This is a genomic window from Achromobacter veterisilvae (assembly GCF_900496975.1).
In the GTDB taxonomy this organism is placed as follows: Bacteria; Pseudomonadota; Gammaproteobacteria; order Burkholderiales; family Burkholderiaceae_B; genus Achromobacter; species Achromobacter veterisilvae.
Map to the genome: position 1 here is coordinate 26,236 of NZ_UFQC01000027.1, position 14,728 is coordinate 40,963.

The 14,728-nt window shown below is 67.7% G+C and carries 14 protein-coding genes; 1 reads left to right on the forward strand and 13 read right to left on the reverse strand.

Features of this window, described 5'->3' with window-relative positions; all coding sequences use genetic code 11:
- Positions 1–4: 4 nt before the first annotated feature.
- The 10 genes from AVE30378_RS22160 to AVE30378_RS22205 form a co-directional block, all read right to left on the reverse strand.
- Entirely contained in the window at positions 5–952 is a 948-nt protein-coding gene (locus AVE30378_RS22160) for a branched-chain amino acid ABC transporter permease (RefSeq protein ID WP_129243338.1), read from the reverse strand.
- A gap of 32 nt (positions 953–984) precedes the next feature.
- Positions 985–2,160 (reverse strand): ABC transporter substrate-binding protein, encoded by a 1,176-nt coding sequence (locus tag AVE30378_RS22165; protein WP_129243341.1) that lies wholly within the window; start codon positions 2,158–2,160, stop codon positions 985–987.
- A gap of 56 nt (positions 2,161–2,216) precedes the next feature.
- Complete coding sequence (locus AVE30378_RS22170; protein ID WP_129243344.1) at positions 2,217–3,218, reverse strand: amidohydrolase family protein; 1,002 nt, start codon at positions 3,216–3,218, stop codon at positions 2,217–2,219.
- 42 nt (positions 3,219–3,260) lie between these two features.
- Positions 3,261–3,812: a 3-hydroxyanthranilate 3,4-dioxygenase gene (locus tag AVE30378_RS22175; protein WP_129243347.1), complete on the reverse strand. Its 552-nt coding sequence runs from the start codon at positions 3,810–3,812 to the stop codon at positions 3,261–3,263.
- Positions 3,813–3,943: 131 nt separating this feature from the next.
- On the reverse strand, positions 3,944–4,921 hold the full coding sequence (locus AVE30378_RS22180; RefSeq protein WP_129243350.1) for a LysR substrate-binding domain-containing protein: 978 nt from the start codon (positions 4,919–4,921) through the stop codon (positions 3,944–3,946).
- 16 nt (positions 4,922–4,937) lie between these two features.
- Positions 4,938–5,369 (reverse strand): RidA family protein, encoded by a 432-nt coding sequence (locus tag AVE30378_RS22185; RefSeq protein WP_129243353.1) that lies wholly within the window; start codon positions 5,367–5,369, stop codon positions 4,938–4,940.
- Between the two features lie 27 nt (positions 5,370–5,396).
- On the reverse strand, positions 5,397–6,854 hold the full coding sequence (locus tag AVE30378_RS22190) for a 2-hydroxymuconic semialdehyde dehydrogenase (RefSeq protein WP_129243356.1): 1,458 nt from the start codon (positions 6,852–6,854) through the stop codon (positions 5,397–5,399).
- A gap of 144 nt (positions 6,855–6,998) precedes the next feature.
- Positions 6,999–9,392 (reverse strand): TonB-dependent siderophore receptor, encoded by a 2,394-nt coding sequence (locus tag AVE30378_RS22195; RefSeq protein ID WP_165360267.1) that lies wholly within the window; start codon positions 9,390–9,392, stop codon positions 6,999–7,001.
- 79 nt (positions 9,393–9,471) lie between these two features.
- On the reverse strand, positions 9,472–10,464 hold the full coding sequence (locus AVE30378_RS22200; RefSeq protein WP_129243362.1) for a FecR family protein: 993 nt from the start codon (positions 10,462–10,464) through the stop codon (positions 9,472–9,474).
- The gene (locus AVE30378_RS22205) at positions 10,457–10,987 is read right to left on the reverse strand and encodes a sigma-70 family RNA polymerase sigma factor (protein WP_129243365.1); all 531 of its coding nucleotides are present in this window, start codon (positions 10,985–10,987) and stop codon (positions 10,457–10,459) included. Before AVE30378_RS22205 ends, AVE30378_RS22200 begins: the two co-directional genes overlap by 8 nt.
- A gap of 122 nt (positions 10,988–11,109) precedes the next feature.
- On the opposite strand from AVE30378_RS22205, the gene AVE30378_RS22210 reads away from it, so the two are divergent.
- Complete coding sequence (locus AVE30378_RS22210; RefSeq protein WP_129243368.1) at positions 11,110–11,595, forward strand: MarR family winged helix-turn-helix transcriptional regulator; 486 nt, start codon at positions 11,110–11,112, stop codon at positions 11,593–11,595.
- A 14-nt stretch (positions 11,596–11,609) separates the two neighbouring features.
- Here the strand turns inward: AVE30378_RS22210 and AVE30378_RS22215 are convergent, their stop codons facing one another.
- The 3 genes from AVE30378_RS22215 to groES all read right to left on the reverse strand — a co-directional run bounded on the left by AVE30378_RS22215 (position 11,610) and on the right by groES (position 14,702).
- Positions 11,610–12,521, reverse strand: coding sequence for a YihY/virulence factor BrkB family protein (locus AVE30378_RS22215; RefSeq protein ID WP_129243371.1), 912 nt, complete (start codon positions 12,519–12,521; stop codon positions 11,610–11,612).
- Positions 12,522–12,736: 215 nt separating this feature from the next.
- Positions 12,737–14,377 (reverse strand): chaperonin GroEL, encoded by a 1,641-nt coding sequence (gene groL, locus AVE30378_RS22220; protein ID WP_129243374.1) that lies wholly within the window; start codon positions 14,375–14,377, stop codon positions 12,737–12,739.
- Between the two features lie 37 nt (positions 14,378–14,414).
- Positions 14,415–14,702 (reverse strand): co-chaperone GroES, encoded by a 288-nt coding sequence (gene groES, locus AVE30378_RS22225; RefSeq protein WP_057283173.1) that lies wholly within the window; start codon positions 14,700–14,702, stop codon positions 14,415–14,417.
- Between the last annotated feature and the right edge of the window lie 26 nt (positions 14,703–14,728).

Consider the following 14,728-nt stretch of genomic DNA (forward strand, 5'->3'; position numbering starts at 1 on the left):
GCCCCTATCCGTGCCTGACCGGGAACAGGCCCTGCGGACGCAAGGCCAGCACCAGCGCCATGACGATGTAGATCAGCATCGATGCGATGGCCGGCCCGGCCGCGTTGGCCGCGGACGGCGGCAGCGCGGCGCGCAGCAGGGTGGGCAGGAGCGCGCGGCCCAGCGTGTCGACCAGGCCCACCATCAGCGCGGCCAGGAAGGCGCCGCGCACCGAGCCGATGCCGCCGATCACGATGACCACCAGCGTCAGGATCAGAATGGGTTCGCCCATGCCCGTCTGCGCCGACAGGATGGGCCCGGCCATCAGGCCCGCCACGCCCGCCAGCACGGCGCCCAGGACGAACAGCAGGGTATTGAGCCGCGCGATGTTCACGCCCAGCGCGCCCACCATCATGCGGTCGGTCGAGCCCGCCCGTATCAGCATGCCGAGCCGCGTGCGGTGGATCAGCACGTAGCAGCCCGCCGCCACCGCCAGGCCGACGACGATGATGAGGAACCGGTACAGCGGATACGTGACGCCCAGGACGGCTATGGTGCCGGACAGCCAGGACGGCAGCCCCATGCTGATCGGCGCCGGGCCCCATAGGATGCGCGTGAGTTCGTTGAAGAACAGGATGAAGCCGAACGTGGCCAGCACCTGGTCCAGGTGTTCCCGCGGGTACAGCCGCGCCAGCGCGATGCGGTCCAGCAGCAGCCCCAGCGCGATGCGGTCCAGCAGCAGCCCCAGCGCGGCCATGCCGGCGACCACGGCGCCCGCGGCCAGCAGGAACGATCCCGTGTGGCGGAATACGGTGGCGGCGATAAAGGCGCCCATCATGTAGAGCGACCCGTGCGCCAGGTTGATGAAGTTCATGATGCCGAACACCAGCGTCAGGCCGGCGGCCAGCAGGAACAGCAGGATTCCAAGTTGCAGGCCGTTCAAGGCCTGCACCAGCAGCAGCGTCGTGGACATAGCGTTCGCCTCCTGGCCGGGCGGGCCGGGGATTACTTCATGGCGCACTGGGCGGCGTACTGGTCCGCCACCTTGGACAGGTCCGGAAAGATGGGGCCCTTGTTCACGAAGGCCACCTTGCCGTCCGCGCCGGCCTCCACGTCCGCGCGGAAGAATCCGGCGACCGGGAAGTGATTGGGCTGGTAGCGGAATTCGCCGCGCACGGATTGGAAATCGGCCGCTTCGAGCGCGCGGCGCAGGGCGTCCTTGTCGTCGACCTTGCCGCCGGTCTTCTTCAGCGCCGAGCCGATCAACTGGGCGGCGTCCCACGACTGCGCGGCGTAGCTGGAGGGTTCGCGTCCGTACTTCTGCCGGAACGCCGCGGCGAACGCCCGGTTGGCCGCATTGTCGAGATCGGGCGAATAGGGCACGTTGGTCACCGCGCCCAGGGCATCCTTTTGCAGGGCGGGCAGGGTGGCGCCGTCGATGGTGTCCACCGACAGCAGCGGGATCTTGCCGAACAGGCCCGCCTGGCGGTATTGCTTGATGAAGTTCACCCCCATGCCGCCGGGGAAGAAAACGTAGGCGGCGTCGGGCCTGGCTTCCGCCAGCGCGGCCAGCTCCACCGAGTAGTCGGGCTGGTTCACCTGCGTGAAGACTTCGTTGACCACCTCGCCCTTGAAGAAGCGCTTGAAGCCGGCCATGGCGTCCTTGCCCGCCTGGTAGTTGGGGGCGAGCAGGTAGACCTTCCCGAACCCCATCTGGTTGGCCATTTCGCCGCTGCCCTCGTGGCGCTGCGTGTTGTTCCAGGACGTGGAGAAGAAGTAGGGCGTACAGTCCTTGCCCGCCAGGTTGGTCGGGCCGGCGTTCGAACCCACCAGGAACACGCCGGCGCTCGTCACCGGCCGCACCACGGCAAGCATGACGTTGGAATAGACCACGCCGGTGATGATGGGCACCTTGTCGCTCTGCACGAGCTTGCGGGCGGCCTGCACGCCGACCTCGGGCTTGAACTGGTCGTCTTCCTTGATGATCTGCACGGGAACGCCGCCCAGCTTGCCGCCGCCCTGTTCCACGGCGAGCATGAAGCCGTCCAGTTGGTCCTGGCCCAGCACCGAGCCGGGGCCGGTCAAGGTCGTCAAGAGGCCGATCTTCACGTCGGCCGTCGCGGTGGCCGACAGCGCCAGCCCCAGGGCCGCGGCGGCGGCCTGCTTGTAAGTGCATCGCATCGTGATTCCCCTTGTCTTGCCGTGTGTCACGGTCATGTGGGCCAGGCGTGGGCGCTTCAATGGTCCAGGCCGAAAAACGCCATCGTGTTGCGGAACAGGATCTTGTGCTGCACCTCGGGAAGCAGGCCGGCGTGGGCCACCAGTCGGCCCACCTCCTGCTCGCCCAGCGGATACGGATAGTCGGAGCCGAGCAGTACGCGGTCTTCGCCCATTACGTCGATCAGCAGCCGCAGCGAGCGCGGATCGAAGACCGCGCTGTCGGTATAGAAGCGGTCGGTATAGGACGAAGGCAGTTGCGGACAGTCCTGGCGGATGATGTCGCGATGCCGCCAGGCGTTGTCCACGCGTCCCAGCAGGAAGGCGAAGCTGCCGCCGCCATGCGCGAAGCACAGCTTCAGGCTGCGCGGTATGCGCTCGAAGGCGCCGGACAGGATCAGCGACAGGATGCCGAGCTGGGTTTCGGCCGGCATGGCCACCAGCCAGGGCAGCATCCATTTCTTCATGCGGCCGTCGGTCATCATGTCCCAGGGATGCACCAGAACGGGAATGTCGTTGCCGGCGCAATGGATCAGGAACTGGACCAGGGTCTCGTCGTCCAGGTCGCGCGGGCCGACGTGGTTGCCGATCTGCACGCCCAGGTGGCCGGCGGCGCGCGAACGCGAGGCTTCGCGGCATGCCAGGTCCAGGTCCTGCAGCGGCACCTGCGCCAGCGCCTTCAGGCGCGACGGCGCATGGGCGCAGTGTTCGAGCGCCAGGTCATTCATGCGCGCCGCCCAGTCGGCCGCGGCCTGCGCCGGGTAGGTATAGCCGAACATGATGGGCGTGGCGCACAGGATCTGCACGTCGACGCCGTGGAGGTCCATTTGCCGCACCCGCAAGGCCGGGTCCCAGAGCGTGGCGTCCACGGGGCGGAACGGCCGGTCGCCCGCCATGATCTGGCCGGCGGCGCCGTCGCCTTCCGGGCGCAGCCAGGGCGCGTTGACGGGGTCGAGCGCGGCCGCTTCTTCCCGCGTGATCGGCGGGAAAAAGTGCGCGTGCATGTCGATTTTCTGGATCATCGGTGGACGGGTTGGCGTGGGGGGAAGGCTTGCGGCGTGGCGCTAGCGGGGCGTGGACGGAGACGGGGGAGCTTCCCCCTTGCCCGGGTGGATCGCGCCGCAGCCGGGACAGGTGCGTTTTTCGGTGCTGGAGTAGAAAGCCTGGAACAGCGGCGGCAGGTCGGTCACGATGCTCTGGAGCTGCACCTCCGCGCGGTGAACCAGGTGATGGCATTCGGGGCAATACCATTCGAAGCCGTCCAGCAGGCCCGCGGGGCGCTGGCGTTCGATGACCAGGCAGACGCTGCCGGCTTCGGGCCGCTGCGGCGAATGGCGCACGTGCGGCGGCAACAGGAAAATGTCGCCTTCCTTCAGGTCCACGCGTTCCGGCCTGCCGTCTATCCAGAGCGACAGCCAGGCATTGCCGCGCAGTTGGTGGAAGAACTCTTCCAGCGGATCGTCGTGGTAGTCGGTGCGCAGGTTCGGGCCGCCGACCACGGTGACGATGAAGTCGGCGTCCCGCCAGATCTGCTTGTTGCCGACCGGAGGCTTGAGCAGATGCGCGTTGTCGTCGATCCAGCGCTGGAAATTGAACGGGGAACCGTAGGCGAGCATGGGGAACTCCAGGGATGGGGGAACTGCGCTCTCCCTTGGAGTCTAGGCGGCGCAGCGAGGGACTGCACAATAGAAATTGCGCGGGTGGCTATGCTGTCCGTCTATCGCGGGGTAACCCTGAGAGGCCGGCTTCAGCCGCCGGTCCCGGGCTGCGGCGCGCGCTGCGCGGCGATCTGCTTCAGGTAGTCCACCAGCCGCTGGCAGGCCGGGGTCAGGGGGCGGTCCGCGCGGACCGAATAGCCCACGTCGCCGAAGGCGCCGAAGACATCGGTGGGCAGCCTGGCCAGGATGCCCATGGACAGGAACTGCGCCGCCGCGTCGTAGGGGATGAGAGCGAGCGCGTCGCTGTGCATGAGCACGCCGATGTTGGTCAGCAGCGAAAGCGATTCGACGTGCCTGGCGGGCAGGCGCAGGCCGGCGTCGAAGAAGGTGCGTTCGATCGAGGCGCGCAGCGGCGAGGTGGGCGCGGGCAGGATCCAGATGCAGTCGGCCAGGTCGGCCAGCGCCACTTCCCGCGCGCCGGCCAGGGGATGGCGCGCGCCGGCCACCAGGCACAGATCTTCCCGGTACAGCTTGTGGTGGTCCACGGCGACGCCGGAGATCGACGCCATGTCGGCGCCCGGCAAGCGGCCCACGACGATGTCCAGATCGCCCGTGGCCAGGGCCGGCAGCAATTGCGCGGTGGGCCCTTCGCGCACCGTGACCTGGATGCCGGGGTGGTCCGTCATCAAGCGCGCGATGGCCTCGGGCAACAGCTTGGCGGACGCGGCGATCAGGGTGCCCACCACCACGTGGCCGCTGGCTCCGCCCAGCACGGCGTCGATGTCGTCGGCCATGTAGCGGATCTCGGCCATCATGGCGTGGACCCGGCGGCCCAGCACCAGGGCCAGTTCGGTCGGCGTGACGCCGCGGTTGGAACGTTCGAACAGCGTGGCGCCGAAGAAGGATTCCAGGTCGTGGATGGCCTTGGTGACGGTGGGCTGGGTCAGGTGCAGTTCACTGGCGGCGCGCGACAGCGAGCGGCGCGCCAGCACGCGTTCGAAGATCTGCAACTGGTGCAGCTTCAGTTTGTGGCTGAGGGCGTTGGGCGTAATCCGGAAGTTCGACATGCGTGCTGGCGCGCCGCTAGCGTGCAAGCGGCTTGTAGGCGATCGCCTTGATTTCGATCAGCAACTGCGGATGCGGCAACTGGTGCACCGCGACGGTGGTGCGTGCTGGGCCATCGGCGTCGAAATACTCGCCGTAGACCTGATTGTATCCACCGAAATCGTTCATGTTGACCAGGTACGTGCTGATTTCCACCACGTCGGCCAGGGTGGCGCCGGCGGTGCCCAGGATGTCGCGGATGTTCTCGATGACGGCGCGCGTCTGCGCCCGGATATCTAGGGTCGCCGTGCCCATGGCGTCCACTTCGGCGCCCGCGATGCGGTTGTCGGGCAGGCGCGAGCTGGTGCCGGAGACGAACAGGAAGTCGCCGGCGCGCTTGATGTGCGGGTACTTGCCCCGGGGCGTGGCTTTTCCGGCGACGACGGTGGCGCTGGTGGTGGCTGGGTTCATTCCGCTTTCCTTTGGGACGGGGGGACGTCAGAGCTTGATGCAGACGTTGGTGGGCTCAGTATAGAAATGCAGCGAATGGCGTCCACCTTCGCGGCCGATGCCCGACAGGCCGCTGCCGCCGAAGGGCGTGCGCAGATCGCGCAGGAACCAGCAGTTGACCCAGGCCAGGCCGACCTTCATGGCCTGCGCCACGCGGTGTCCGCGGCTGAGGTTCTGCGTCCAGACCGCCGCGGCCAGGCCGTAGCGGGTGTCGTTGGCCAGGCGGATGGCCTCGTCCTCGGTATCGAAGGGCGCCACGTGGCACACGGGGCCGAAGACTTCCTCCTTGATGCAGCGGGCCTGTTCGGACAGGCCGGTCCAGACCGTGGGCTGCACGTACGCGCCCGCGTCGCGGGCGTCGCCGAATTCCGGGATGCCGCCGCCCGCCGCCACGGCCGCGCCTTCCTGGCGCGCCAAGGCGAAGTACGACAGCACTTTTTCGCGGTGTTCGCGCGACACCAGCGGCCCCATCTCGGTATCGGGCTCCATCGGCCAGCCGATGCGCATGGCCCTGGCCCGAGCCGCCAGCGCCTCGACGAAGCGCTCGTAGATGGGGCGCTCGACGTACACCCGTTCGGTGCACAGGCAGACCTGCCCGCAGTTGGCGAAGGCCGAGCGCGTGACGCCGTCCACCGCCGCGTCGAAGTCCGCGTCGGCGAACACCAGGGCCGCGTTCTTGCCGCCCAGCTCGAACGACACCGGCTTCACGCCGGGCGCGACCGCGCGCATGATGGCGGCGCCCGTGGCGGATTCGCCGGTAAAGGTGATCCCGTCGATGTCGGGGTGCGCGGTCATGAATTCGCCCGCCGAGTTCGGGCCGAACCCATGCGTCAGATTCAGCACGCCGGGCGGCAGCCCCGCTTCATCGGCGACTTCGGCCAGCAGGGTGGCCGTCGAGGGCGTGACCTCGGACGGCTTCATGATCACCGTGTTGCCGAACGCCAGCGCCGGCGCCACCTTCCAGGTCAGCAGCAGGAGCGGCAGGTTCCAGGGCGAGATCACGCCCACCACGCCCAGCGGCTTGCGGTAGGCGTAGTTCAGCGCCTGCCGGCCGTCCGGCGTGTCGGTCATGTAGCTTTCCATGTCCAGCGTGCGGGCCAGTTCGGCGAAGGCCCGGAAATTGGCCGCGCCCCGGGGGATGTCGATCTTGCCGGCCCAGCCGACGGGCTTGCCGGTGTCGCCGATTTCGGCCTGCAGGAAGTCGTCGAACCGCCGGCCGATGCCGTCGGCCAGCGCCAGCAGATAGTCGGTGCGCGCGGCGACCGGCAGCGCGGCCCAGGCGGGCAGGGCGCGGCGCGCGGCTTCCACGGCGCGGTTCACCTGGCCGCGATCGGCTTCGTGGACCTGGGCGATGAGGCGTCCATCCACCGGGCTGTGCTTGTCGAAGGTGGACGCGCCGTCTTCGAAGCGGCCATCGATGTAGTTGCGTAGCTGGCGTGGCGTCATGGCCCGGCTTCCAATGGATATTAAGTACGTATACGTACTATATCGGCAAATAATAGGCAGCGCGGGCCGGCAAGTCAATGATGGAATTCCAGGGCGGCGCGCCTTCCCCGCCCGCGCGGCGCGGACGGGGGAAGCGTTTGCCGCCTACCAGCGGTAGCTGAGCGTACCGTACACCTGGCGCTCCTGCCCCCAGTAGCACGATGTCGTGCTGCCGCAGCTAGCCACGTAGCGGCGGTCGAACAGGTTGGTCGCCGACAGCGCGAAGGCGAGTCCCTTGAGCGAGGGATCCAGGGCGCCCAGATCGTAGGAGACGCGCGCGTCGACCAGCGTGACCGGCTTCATGCCCAGTTCGTTGTAGGCGTCGCCATAGGTGCTGCTCCGGTAGCGCACGCCCATGCCGGCGGTCAGGCCGCGCGCCGCGCCGCCGAAGCTGTGGTCGGCCCAGAGGGCGGCCTGGTGGCGAGGCAGGTTGGGCACGGCCTTGCCTTCGGTATTGACGCCGGTGTAATCGGGCGTGTTGCGGGTCACTTCGCCGTGGCTGTAGGCATAGGAAGCGATCAGCGTCCACCCCAGGCCCAGTTCCGCCTTGCCTTCCAGTTCGACGCCGCGCACGCGCACTTCGCCGGTCTGCACGTTGAACGCGGGGTCGGATGGATCCGCGGCGATCACATTCTTTTGCGTAAGCTGGAACGCCGACAGCGTGACGAAGGCCTTCTGGCCGGGCGGCTCGTACTTGATGCCGGCCTCGTACTGCTCGCCTTCGGTGGGCTTGAACGGTGAACCGGACCGGGTGGCGCCCGTGGCGGGGTCGAACGACGTCGAGTAGCTGACATAGGGAGCCAGGCCGTTGCGCGCCAGGTAGACGATGCCGGCGCGTCCGGTCCACGCGGTGTCGCTCTGGCTGCCCGCGGCGTCCGAGCCGAAGTTCACTCCCTGCTTGTCGGCCCAGGCGCGGTCATAGCGCGCGCCGCCGGTGAAGACCCATTGGCCCGCGCGGATCTGGTCCTGCAGGTAATAGCCGATCTGCGTCGTGTGCGTGCGGGTATCGGTGTATTCGGCGATGTCCTGCGGCCGCTGGCCATAGACCGGGCGGTACAGGTCGAGCGGCCCCAGCGTGCCCATGTAGAAGCGGTAGCTATTGTTCACGCGGCGCAGGTCCAGGCCGGCCAGCACGGTGTGCGACAGGGGGCCGGTGTCGAATTCGGCCTGCACCTGATTGTCCACCGTGAAGGCATATACCTGCTCCTTCCACCCGACATAGCTGCGGTCGATGAGCCGCTTTTCGTCGTCGAGGAAACCGTTCAGGAAGCTGTTCCGCGCGTCGAAGTCGATTTCGGCATAACGCAGGTTCTGGCTGACCTTCCAGGTGGAATTCAGGCGGTGGTCCAGGCGGTAGCCGACCGAACGCTGCTCCACGTCCCAGCGGTCCACGCCCGGCTCGCCGGGAAAGCGCGAGCGCTTCAGGCGGCCGTTCGGATTGCCGTAGAGCGTGCCTTCGGCGGGCCAGAAGTAACCCGTCCAGCCGTCGACGAGGTCGCGTTGGTACTGCACGCGCAGCGTGAAACTGGTGTCCGCGTTCGGCGCCCAGGTAAAGGCCGGCGCGAAATACCGGTTGGTTTCGTCCACGCGGTCCAGCGAAGCGCCCGCGTCGCGGTACAGCCCGGTCAGGCGGTAGCGCAGCGTGGCGCCTTCGTTCAGCGGGCCGCCCAGGTCGAACGCGCCCTGCTTGTGGTCGTTGCTGCCGCCTTCGAGCTGGATCTCGCCCTGGCGCGTTTCCGTAGGCGCCTTGGTGACGAAGTTCACCAGGCCGCCCGGCGTGTTCTGGCCGTAGAGCACCGAGGCCGGCCCCTTCAGCACCTCGATGCGTTCGGCGCCATAAGGGTTCAGCCGCGGAATCACGTATTCGCCCGTGGCGCTGCGCAGCCCGTCCTGGTAGGTGGCGTAGTTGGCGTTGAAACCGCGCAACTGAATCACATCGAAGCGCACGTCGTAACCCGCCCAGGCGGCATTGACCCCCGGCGTGTAGGCCAGCGCTTCCGCCGTGCTGCGCACCGGCCGGCGGTCCATCTCCGAGCGGCTGATCACGTTGATGGTCTGCGGCGTTTCCAGAAGGGCGGCATCGGTCTTGGACCCCGAGGCGCTGCGTGTCGCCACGACGCCGTCCACCGGACCGAAAGCCGATTCCTGGACGCCGCTCACGGTGATCGGCGCGAGTTCCACGGCGGGAGAAGAGGGCGCTTTCCGCAACTGGATGCGGCCTTCGGCATTGCGCCGGGCCGACAGGCCCGTGCCGGCGAGCAGGGCGGACAGGTCTTCGTCCGTTCCGGTGGGCGCGCGCAGGCCGGGGCTGCGCAGGCCCCGCGTGAGCGAGGCGTCATAGGAAATCACCAGGCCGCGCCGCTGGGCGTAGGCGTTCAACGCCTCGTCCAGCGGACCGGGCGGTATCGGCGGACCCTCGGCGGCAAGCGCCGAGGTGGCCAGCGCCTGCAGGACGAGCGCCAGGCCGGCGAGGGATTTGCTGAAGGGTTTCGGGTACACCGCAATGCTCCATGCTGGGTTGTGCATGGAAGGGATGACGCGCCGGACGCGCAAAAGGGAAAGGCCTGTTACAAATTCGCTAGCGCCGTTCCACCCGCAATATCCACGGGCCGTAGCTGCGCACCCGGATGGGCAGGCTTTCCTGGAGCGAGGCGTACGCTTCATCGCCCTGCAGCGGCAGCACCGCGGAAACGCGCAGGTCCGCCAGCGCCCGCGCGTCGTAGATCAGCAGCCCGCGCCGGTAGCGCGCCAGCTCGGCCAGCACCTCGGGCAGCGGCGTGTCTATCACCGCGTAGCGGCCCTGGGTCCAGGCTTCCGCATCGCGGTTGGCGGGCTGGACGGGCTCGACCGACGCGGCGCGGATCTCGAGCGCCTGTCCGGCGGACGCGTCGCGGCAGGCGGCGCCGGGAGCAGCGGGGCAGCCTCGCACCCGCGACTCCGTCACCGTCACGCGCGTGGCGTCCGGCATCAGGCGGACCACGTAGCGGGTGCCCAGCGCCGTGGCGGTGCCGTCGCGGGTATCCACCACGAACGGCCGTCCGGGGGCGCCGTGGGCGACTTCGGCCAGGATCTCGCCCTGGCGCAGCACGATACGGCGTTCCGTCGGCGTATAGAGGATATCGATGGCGCTGTCGGTATTCAGCGTGACGCGGCTGCCGTCGCTCAATTCGACCGTGCGGCGCTCGCCCACGCCGCTGCGCAGATCGGCGGCCAGCCAGGGCATCTGGGCCTGGCTGGCCCACCAGGCCGACACCAGGAGCGCGACGCCCAGCGCCAGTCCCGAGGCCGTTCTCCGCCGGCGCTTGCGCCGCCTGGCGGCGGTGTCGCGGACCAGCCCGCCCAGCCGGTCCGGGGGCGCCTGCGCCGCGGGCGCGGACAACAGGCTCCACAGTTCCCGCATGCGCTGCCAGGCGCGCTCGTGGTCCGGACTGGCGGTGCGCCATCGCTCGAAATCCCGGGTTTCCTCGGTGCTGGGATGGCCGTCCATGACGCTGTGCCAATGGGCGGCTTCCTCCAGCGCGGCGCGCGGCAGCGGCGGACCGCCCGCCGGATTGCCCTGGGCCTCACGCATCGCCGTGCGCCGGCGCCAGGTCGGCCAGCACGTCGTGGCAGGCGAGCAAGGCCTGCGCGAGGTACAGCTTGACCGAGCGTTCCGACACCCGCAGCGCCAGCCCGATGTCGCGGTGAGACATCCCGTCGTACAGGCTCATGAGAAAAGCCTGGCCCGCCTTGGCGGGCAGGCGTTCGATCGCGCCCGTCACCGCGGCCAGCGCCTCGACCGCCATGGCGACCTGTTCGGCCGAAGGCGCGGTATGCGCGGCGCAGCATTCCGCCTGCAGCGACAGATAGGCCTGCTCGATCTCCTGGCGGCGGTGTTCGTCGATCACCAGCCTGCTGGCGGTGGTGGCCAGCAGGGCGCGGGGCTGGTCCGCCGTCTCCAGGCCGCCGCGGCGCAGCAGGCGCAGGAACGCGTCGTGCGCGATGTCCTCGGCGCGGAAGCGGCATTTCAGCCTGCGCAGCAGCCATGCGCGCAGCCAGCCGTGATGCTGCGCGTACAGGCTCTGGAAGGCCGGCAGAGTGTTCGGTCCGGACATAGGGGTGGAACGCTAGAATTGAGAATCGTTACCGATTCGGCGGATTTTACGCGCCTTCGGCCGCGGCGCCAGCCCCTGCGTGTGAACGCCTACAATCGTCGGGCATATTCCATGGACGCCCGATGACCAGCCCTTCCCGAACCGCCCGCCCGGCCGCCGCCCGGGTCCTGAAGGAATTCGATCTGACCCAGGTGGCATCCCATTTGCTGCGCCGCGCCCACTTCCGCGCCGAAGCGCTGTTCGCCCAGGCGTTCGCCGAAGTAGACCTGACTCCCCGCCAGAAAGCCCTGCTGGTCACCGTCTACCAGAACCCCGGCGCCACCCAGAACCGCATCGCCGAACTGATCGCGCTGGACCGCAATTCCTTCGCCGAAATGATTGCCCGCATGACCAAGAAGGGGTACGTGCGCCGCACGCGGTCCGCCGAGGACGGCCGCGCCTATGCGCTGGAAATCACCGAAGAGGGCGCGGCCCTGCTGGCCCGCGTGCTGCCGCGCGACGCCGAGGTCGAGACCGAGGTGCTGGCGCCGCTGCCGCCCGAATTGCGGCCCGTGTTCCTGCGGTGCCTGAGGCTGATGGCCGGCCTGGAGGACGGCGCGAAAGGCTGACGCTCGCGCCGTGTTCAGGCCGGCGGCGCTTGCGGCCCGGATGCCTGCCGTTCCGCCGTGCCGAAGCGCAGCGCGAATTGCCGCGTGAACACCGCGCCGAAAAAGAAGATCTGGGCCGAATAGTAGATCCACAGCAGCAGCGCGATCAGCGATCCGGCGGCGCCGTAGGCCGACACCGCCGCGCCCCGGCTCAGGTACAGGCCGATGCCCCACTTGCCGATCAGGAACAGCGCCGCCGTCACGATGGCGCCGGGAATCACGTCGCGCCAGGAGATCTTCGCGCTGGGCAGCAGCTTGAAGATCACCGCGAACAGCGCCACCACCACCGAGAAGGAAAACAGGCTGGAGATCCATTCGGCCACCGTCGCGACCGTGGAGGCCATCCACAGGTCTCCGTAGTACTTGCGCGCGGCGCCCAGCCCGGCGTTTACGGTCAGGGAAACCAGCAGGAACAGCGCCAGCACCAGCACCAGGCCGAACGACAGCATCCGGCTGCGCACCATGCCGTGCAGCCCGCCTTTCTGGTTGCCGGACACTTCCCAGAGGTCGTCCAGGCTGGCCTTGAGCTCGGCGAACGCCGTGGTGGCGCTGAAGATCAGCACGAAAATGGAAATCAGCGCCGCGATCCAGCCCCCGCCGGACTCGTGCGCGCTGGCCAGTACCGTCTGGATCACCTCGGCCCCGCGTTCGCCGGTCAGTTCCCGCAGGGACGAGAACAGTTCGGAGCGCACCGCGTCCTCGCCGAAGAAGGCCCCCGCCACCGCGATGACGAGGATCAGCATGGGCGCCAGCGAGAAAACCATGTACAGGGCCAGGGCCGCTCCCTTGCTGGAGGCGCGGTGGGCGGACCATTGATTGGCGGAATCCATCAGCAGCCCGCCGATCTCGGACGGGCGCAGGACGCGGAGGCTCTGGGGGAGGCGCATAGTTCTGGGTTCAGTCCATGAAGCCTTCATTGTAGGGACGCATGCGTCCCGGCGAAACCTTCAGATTGTGCGCAAACGTTCCGGCCCTGGGCGAAGGCGGCCGCGCCCGCGCGGACGGCGGGCAAAGAAAAACCCCCGGGGCGAAGGACCGGGGGTTTTTCAGGATACTGCATTCCCCGGCCGGAGCCGGGGAGGCCTTGCAAGGGAAGCGGGACTTAGAAGTCCATGCCGCCCATGCCGCCCATGCCGCCGGGCATGGCCGGAGCAGCGGGCTTGTCTTCGGCCAGTTCGACCACGGCAGCTTCGGCGGTCAGCAGCAGGCTGGCGACGGAGGCAGCGTTCTGCAGGGCGGTGCGGGTCACCTTGGTGGGATCCAGCACGCCTTGCTCGACCAGGTCGGTGTACTCGCCGGTCGCGGCGTTGTAGCCGTAGTTGCCCTTGCCGTTCAGCACGTTGTTCACCACCACGCTGGCTTCTTCGCCGGCGTTGGTGACGATGGTGCGCAGCGGCTCTTCGACAGCGCGCAGGATCAGCTTGATGCCGGCGTTCTGGTCAGGGGTGTCGCCCTTCAGGTCGGAGATGGATTGCTTGGCGCGCAGCAGAGCAACGCCGCCGCCGGCCACAACGCCTTCTTCCACAGCAGCGCGGGTAGCGTGCAGGGCGTCTTCGACGCGAGCCTTCTTTTCCTTCATTTCGACTTCGGTGGCAGCGCCAACGCGAATCACGGCAACGCCGCCGGCCAGCTTGGCCACGCGTTCCTGCAGCTTTTCACGGTCGTAGTCGGACGTGGCTTCTTCGATCTGGACGCGGATTTGCTTCACGCGGGCTTCGATCGACTTGCTGTCGCCAGCGCCGTCGATGATCGTCGTGTTTTCCTTGCCCACTTCGATGCGCTTGGCTTGGCCCAGTTCGGCCAGCGAGGCCTTTTCCAGGGACATGCCGGTTTCTTCGGAGATCACCGTGCCGCCCGTCAGGATGGCGATGTCTTCCAGCATGGCCTTGCGGCGGTCGCCGAAGCCAGGAGCCTTGACGGCGGTGGTCTTCAGGATGCCGCGGATGTTGTTCACAACCAGGGTGGCCAGCGCTTCGCCTTCGACGTCTTCAGCGATGATCAGCAGCGGACGGCTCGACTTGGCGACTTGTTCCAGCACGGGCAGCAGGTCGCGGATGTTGCTGATCTTCTTGTCGAAAATCAGGACATACGGATCTTCCAGGGCGGCGACTTGCTTGTCCGGGTTGTTGATGAAGTAGGGCGACAGGTAGCCGCGGTCGAATTGCATGCCTTCGACGACGTCCAGCTCGTTTTCCAGCGACTTGCCGTCTTCGACGGTGATGACGCCTTCCTTGCCGACCTTGTCCATCGCGTCAGCGATGATCTGGCCGATGGAGCTGTCGCTGTTGGCCGAGATCGAGCCGACCTGGGCGATTTCCTTGCTGGTCGTGACCGGCTTGGATTGCTTCTTCAGTTCGGCGACGGCGGCGGCGACGGCCTTGTCGATGCCGCGCTTCAGGTCGATCGGGTTGAAACCGGCGGCAACGTACTTCAGGCCTTCCATGACGATGGCCTGAGCCAGCACGGTGGCGGTGGTGGTGCCGTCACCGGCGTTGTCGGAGGTCTTCGAGGCGACGTCCTTGACCAACTGGGCGCCGATGTTCTCGAACTTGTCCTTCAGTTCGATTTCCTTGGCGACGGACACGCCGTCCTTGGTCACGGTCGGGGCGCCGAACGAGCGCTCCAGCACGACGTTGCGACCCTTGGGGCCGAGGGTGGTTTTGACAGCGTTGGCGAGGACATTCACGCCGCGGACGATGCGCACGCGGGCGTCGTCACCGAACAATACTTGCTTGGCAGCCATTTCTTAGCTTCCTTCGAAAATTCGTTTGAGGCAGGGATTACAGGACCACGGCGAGGATTTCGTCCTCGCGGATGACGAGCAGTTCTTCGCCATCGACCTTCACGGACTGGCCGGCGTACTTGCCGAACAGAACCTTGTCGCCAGCCTTCAGGTCGACGGGCAGGATCTTGCCGTCTTCGGTCTTCTTGCCGGGGCCGACGGCCACGACTTCACCTTGGTCAGGCTTTTCGGCGGCGCTGTCGGGAATGACGATGCCCGAGGCAGTCTTGCGCTCGTTTTCGAGGCGTTTGACGATCACGCGATCGCCCAGGGGACGCAAGGCCATGAGGAACTCCTGTTACAAAAAAGAAG

What these genes read in the sequence shown, in the direction of transcription:
- AVE30378_RS22160 (WP_129243338.1), bottom strand. Translation starts at nt 952, where the DNA reads ATGTCCACGACGCTGCTGCTGGTGCAGGCCTTGAACGGCCTGCAACTT.
- AVE30378_RS22165 (WP_129243341.1), bottom strand. Translation starts at nt 2,160, where the DNA reads ATGCGATGCACTTACAAGCAGGCCGCCGCCGCGGCCCTGGGGCTGGCG.
- AVE30378_RS22170 (WP_129243344.1), bottom strand. Translation starts at nt 3,218, where the DNA reads ATGATCCAGAAAATCGACATGCACGCGCACTTTTTCCCGCCGATCACG.
- AVE30378_RS22175 (WP_129243347.1), bottom strand. Translation starts at nt 3,812, where the DNA reads ATGCTCGCCTACGGTTCCCCGTTCAATTTCCAGCGCTGGATCGACGAC.
- AVE30378_RS22180 (WP_129243350.1), bottom strand. Translation starts at nt 4,921, where the DNA reads ATGTCGAACTTCCGGATTACGCCCAACGCCCTCAGCCACAAACTGAAG.
- AVE30378_RS22185 (WP_129243353.1), bottom strand. Translation starts at nt 5,369, where the DNA reads ATGAACCCAGCCACCACCAGCGCCACCGTCGTCGCCGGAAAAGCCACG.
- AVE30378_RS22190 (WP_129243356.1), bottom strand. Translation starts at nt 6,854, where the DNA reads ATGACGCCACGCCAGCTACGCAACTACATCGATGGCCGCTTCGAAGAC.
- AVE30378_RS22200 (WP_129243362.1), bottom strand. Translation starts at nt 10,464, where the DNA reads ATGCGTGAGGCCCAGGGCAATCCGGCGGGCGGTCCGCCGCTGCCGCGC.
- AVE30378_RS22205 (WP_129243365.1), bottom strand. Translation starts at nt 10,987, where the DNA reads ATGTCCGGACCGAACACTCTGCCGGCCTTCCAGAGCCTGTACGCGCAG.
- AVE30378_RS22210 (WP_129243368.1), top strand. Translation starts at nt 11,110, where the DNA reads ATGACCAGCCCTTCCCGAACCGCCCGCCCGGCCGCCGCCCGGGTCCTG.
- AVE30378_RS22215 (WP_129243371.1), bottom strand. Translation starts at nt 12,521, where the DNA reads ATGCGCCTCCCCCAGAGCCTCCGCGTCCTGCGCCCGTCCGAGATCGGC.
- groL (WP_129243374.1), bottom strand. Translation starts at nt 14,377, where the DNA reads ATGGCTGCCAAGCAAGTATTGTTCGGTGACGACGCCCGCGTGCGCATC.
- groES (WP_057283173.1), bottom strand. Translation starts at nt 14,702, where the DNA reads ATGGCCTTGCGTCCCCTGGGCGATCGCGTGATCGTCAAACGCCTCGAA.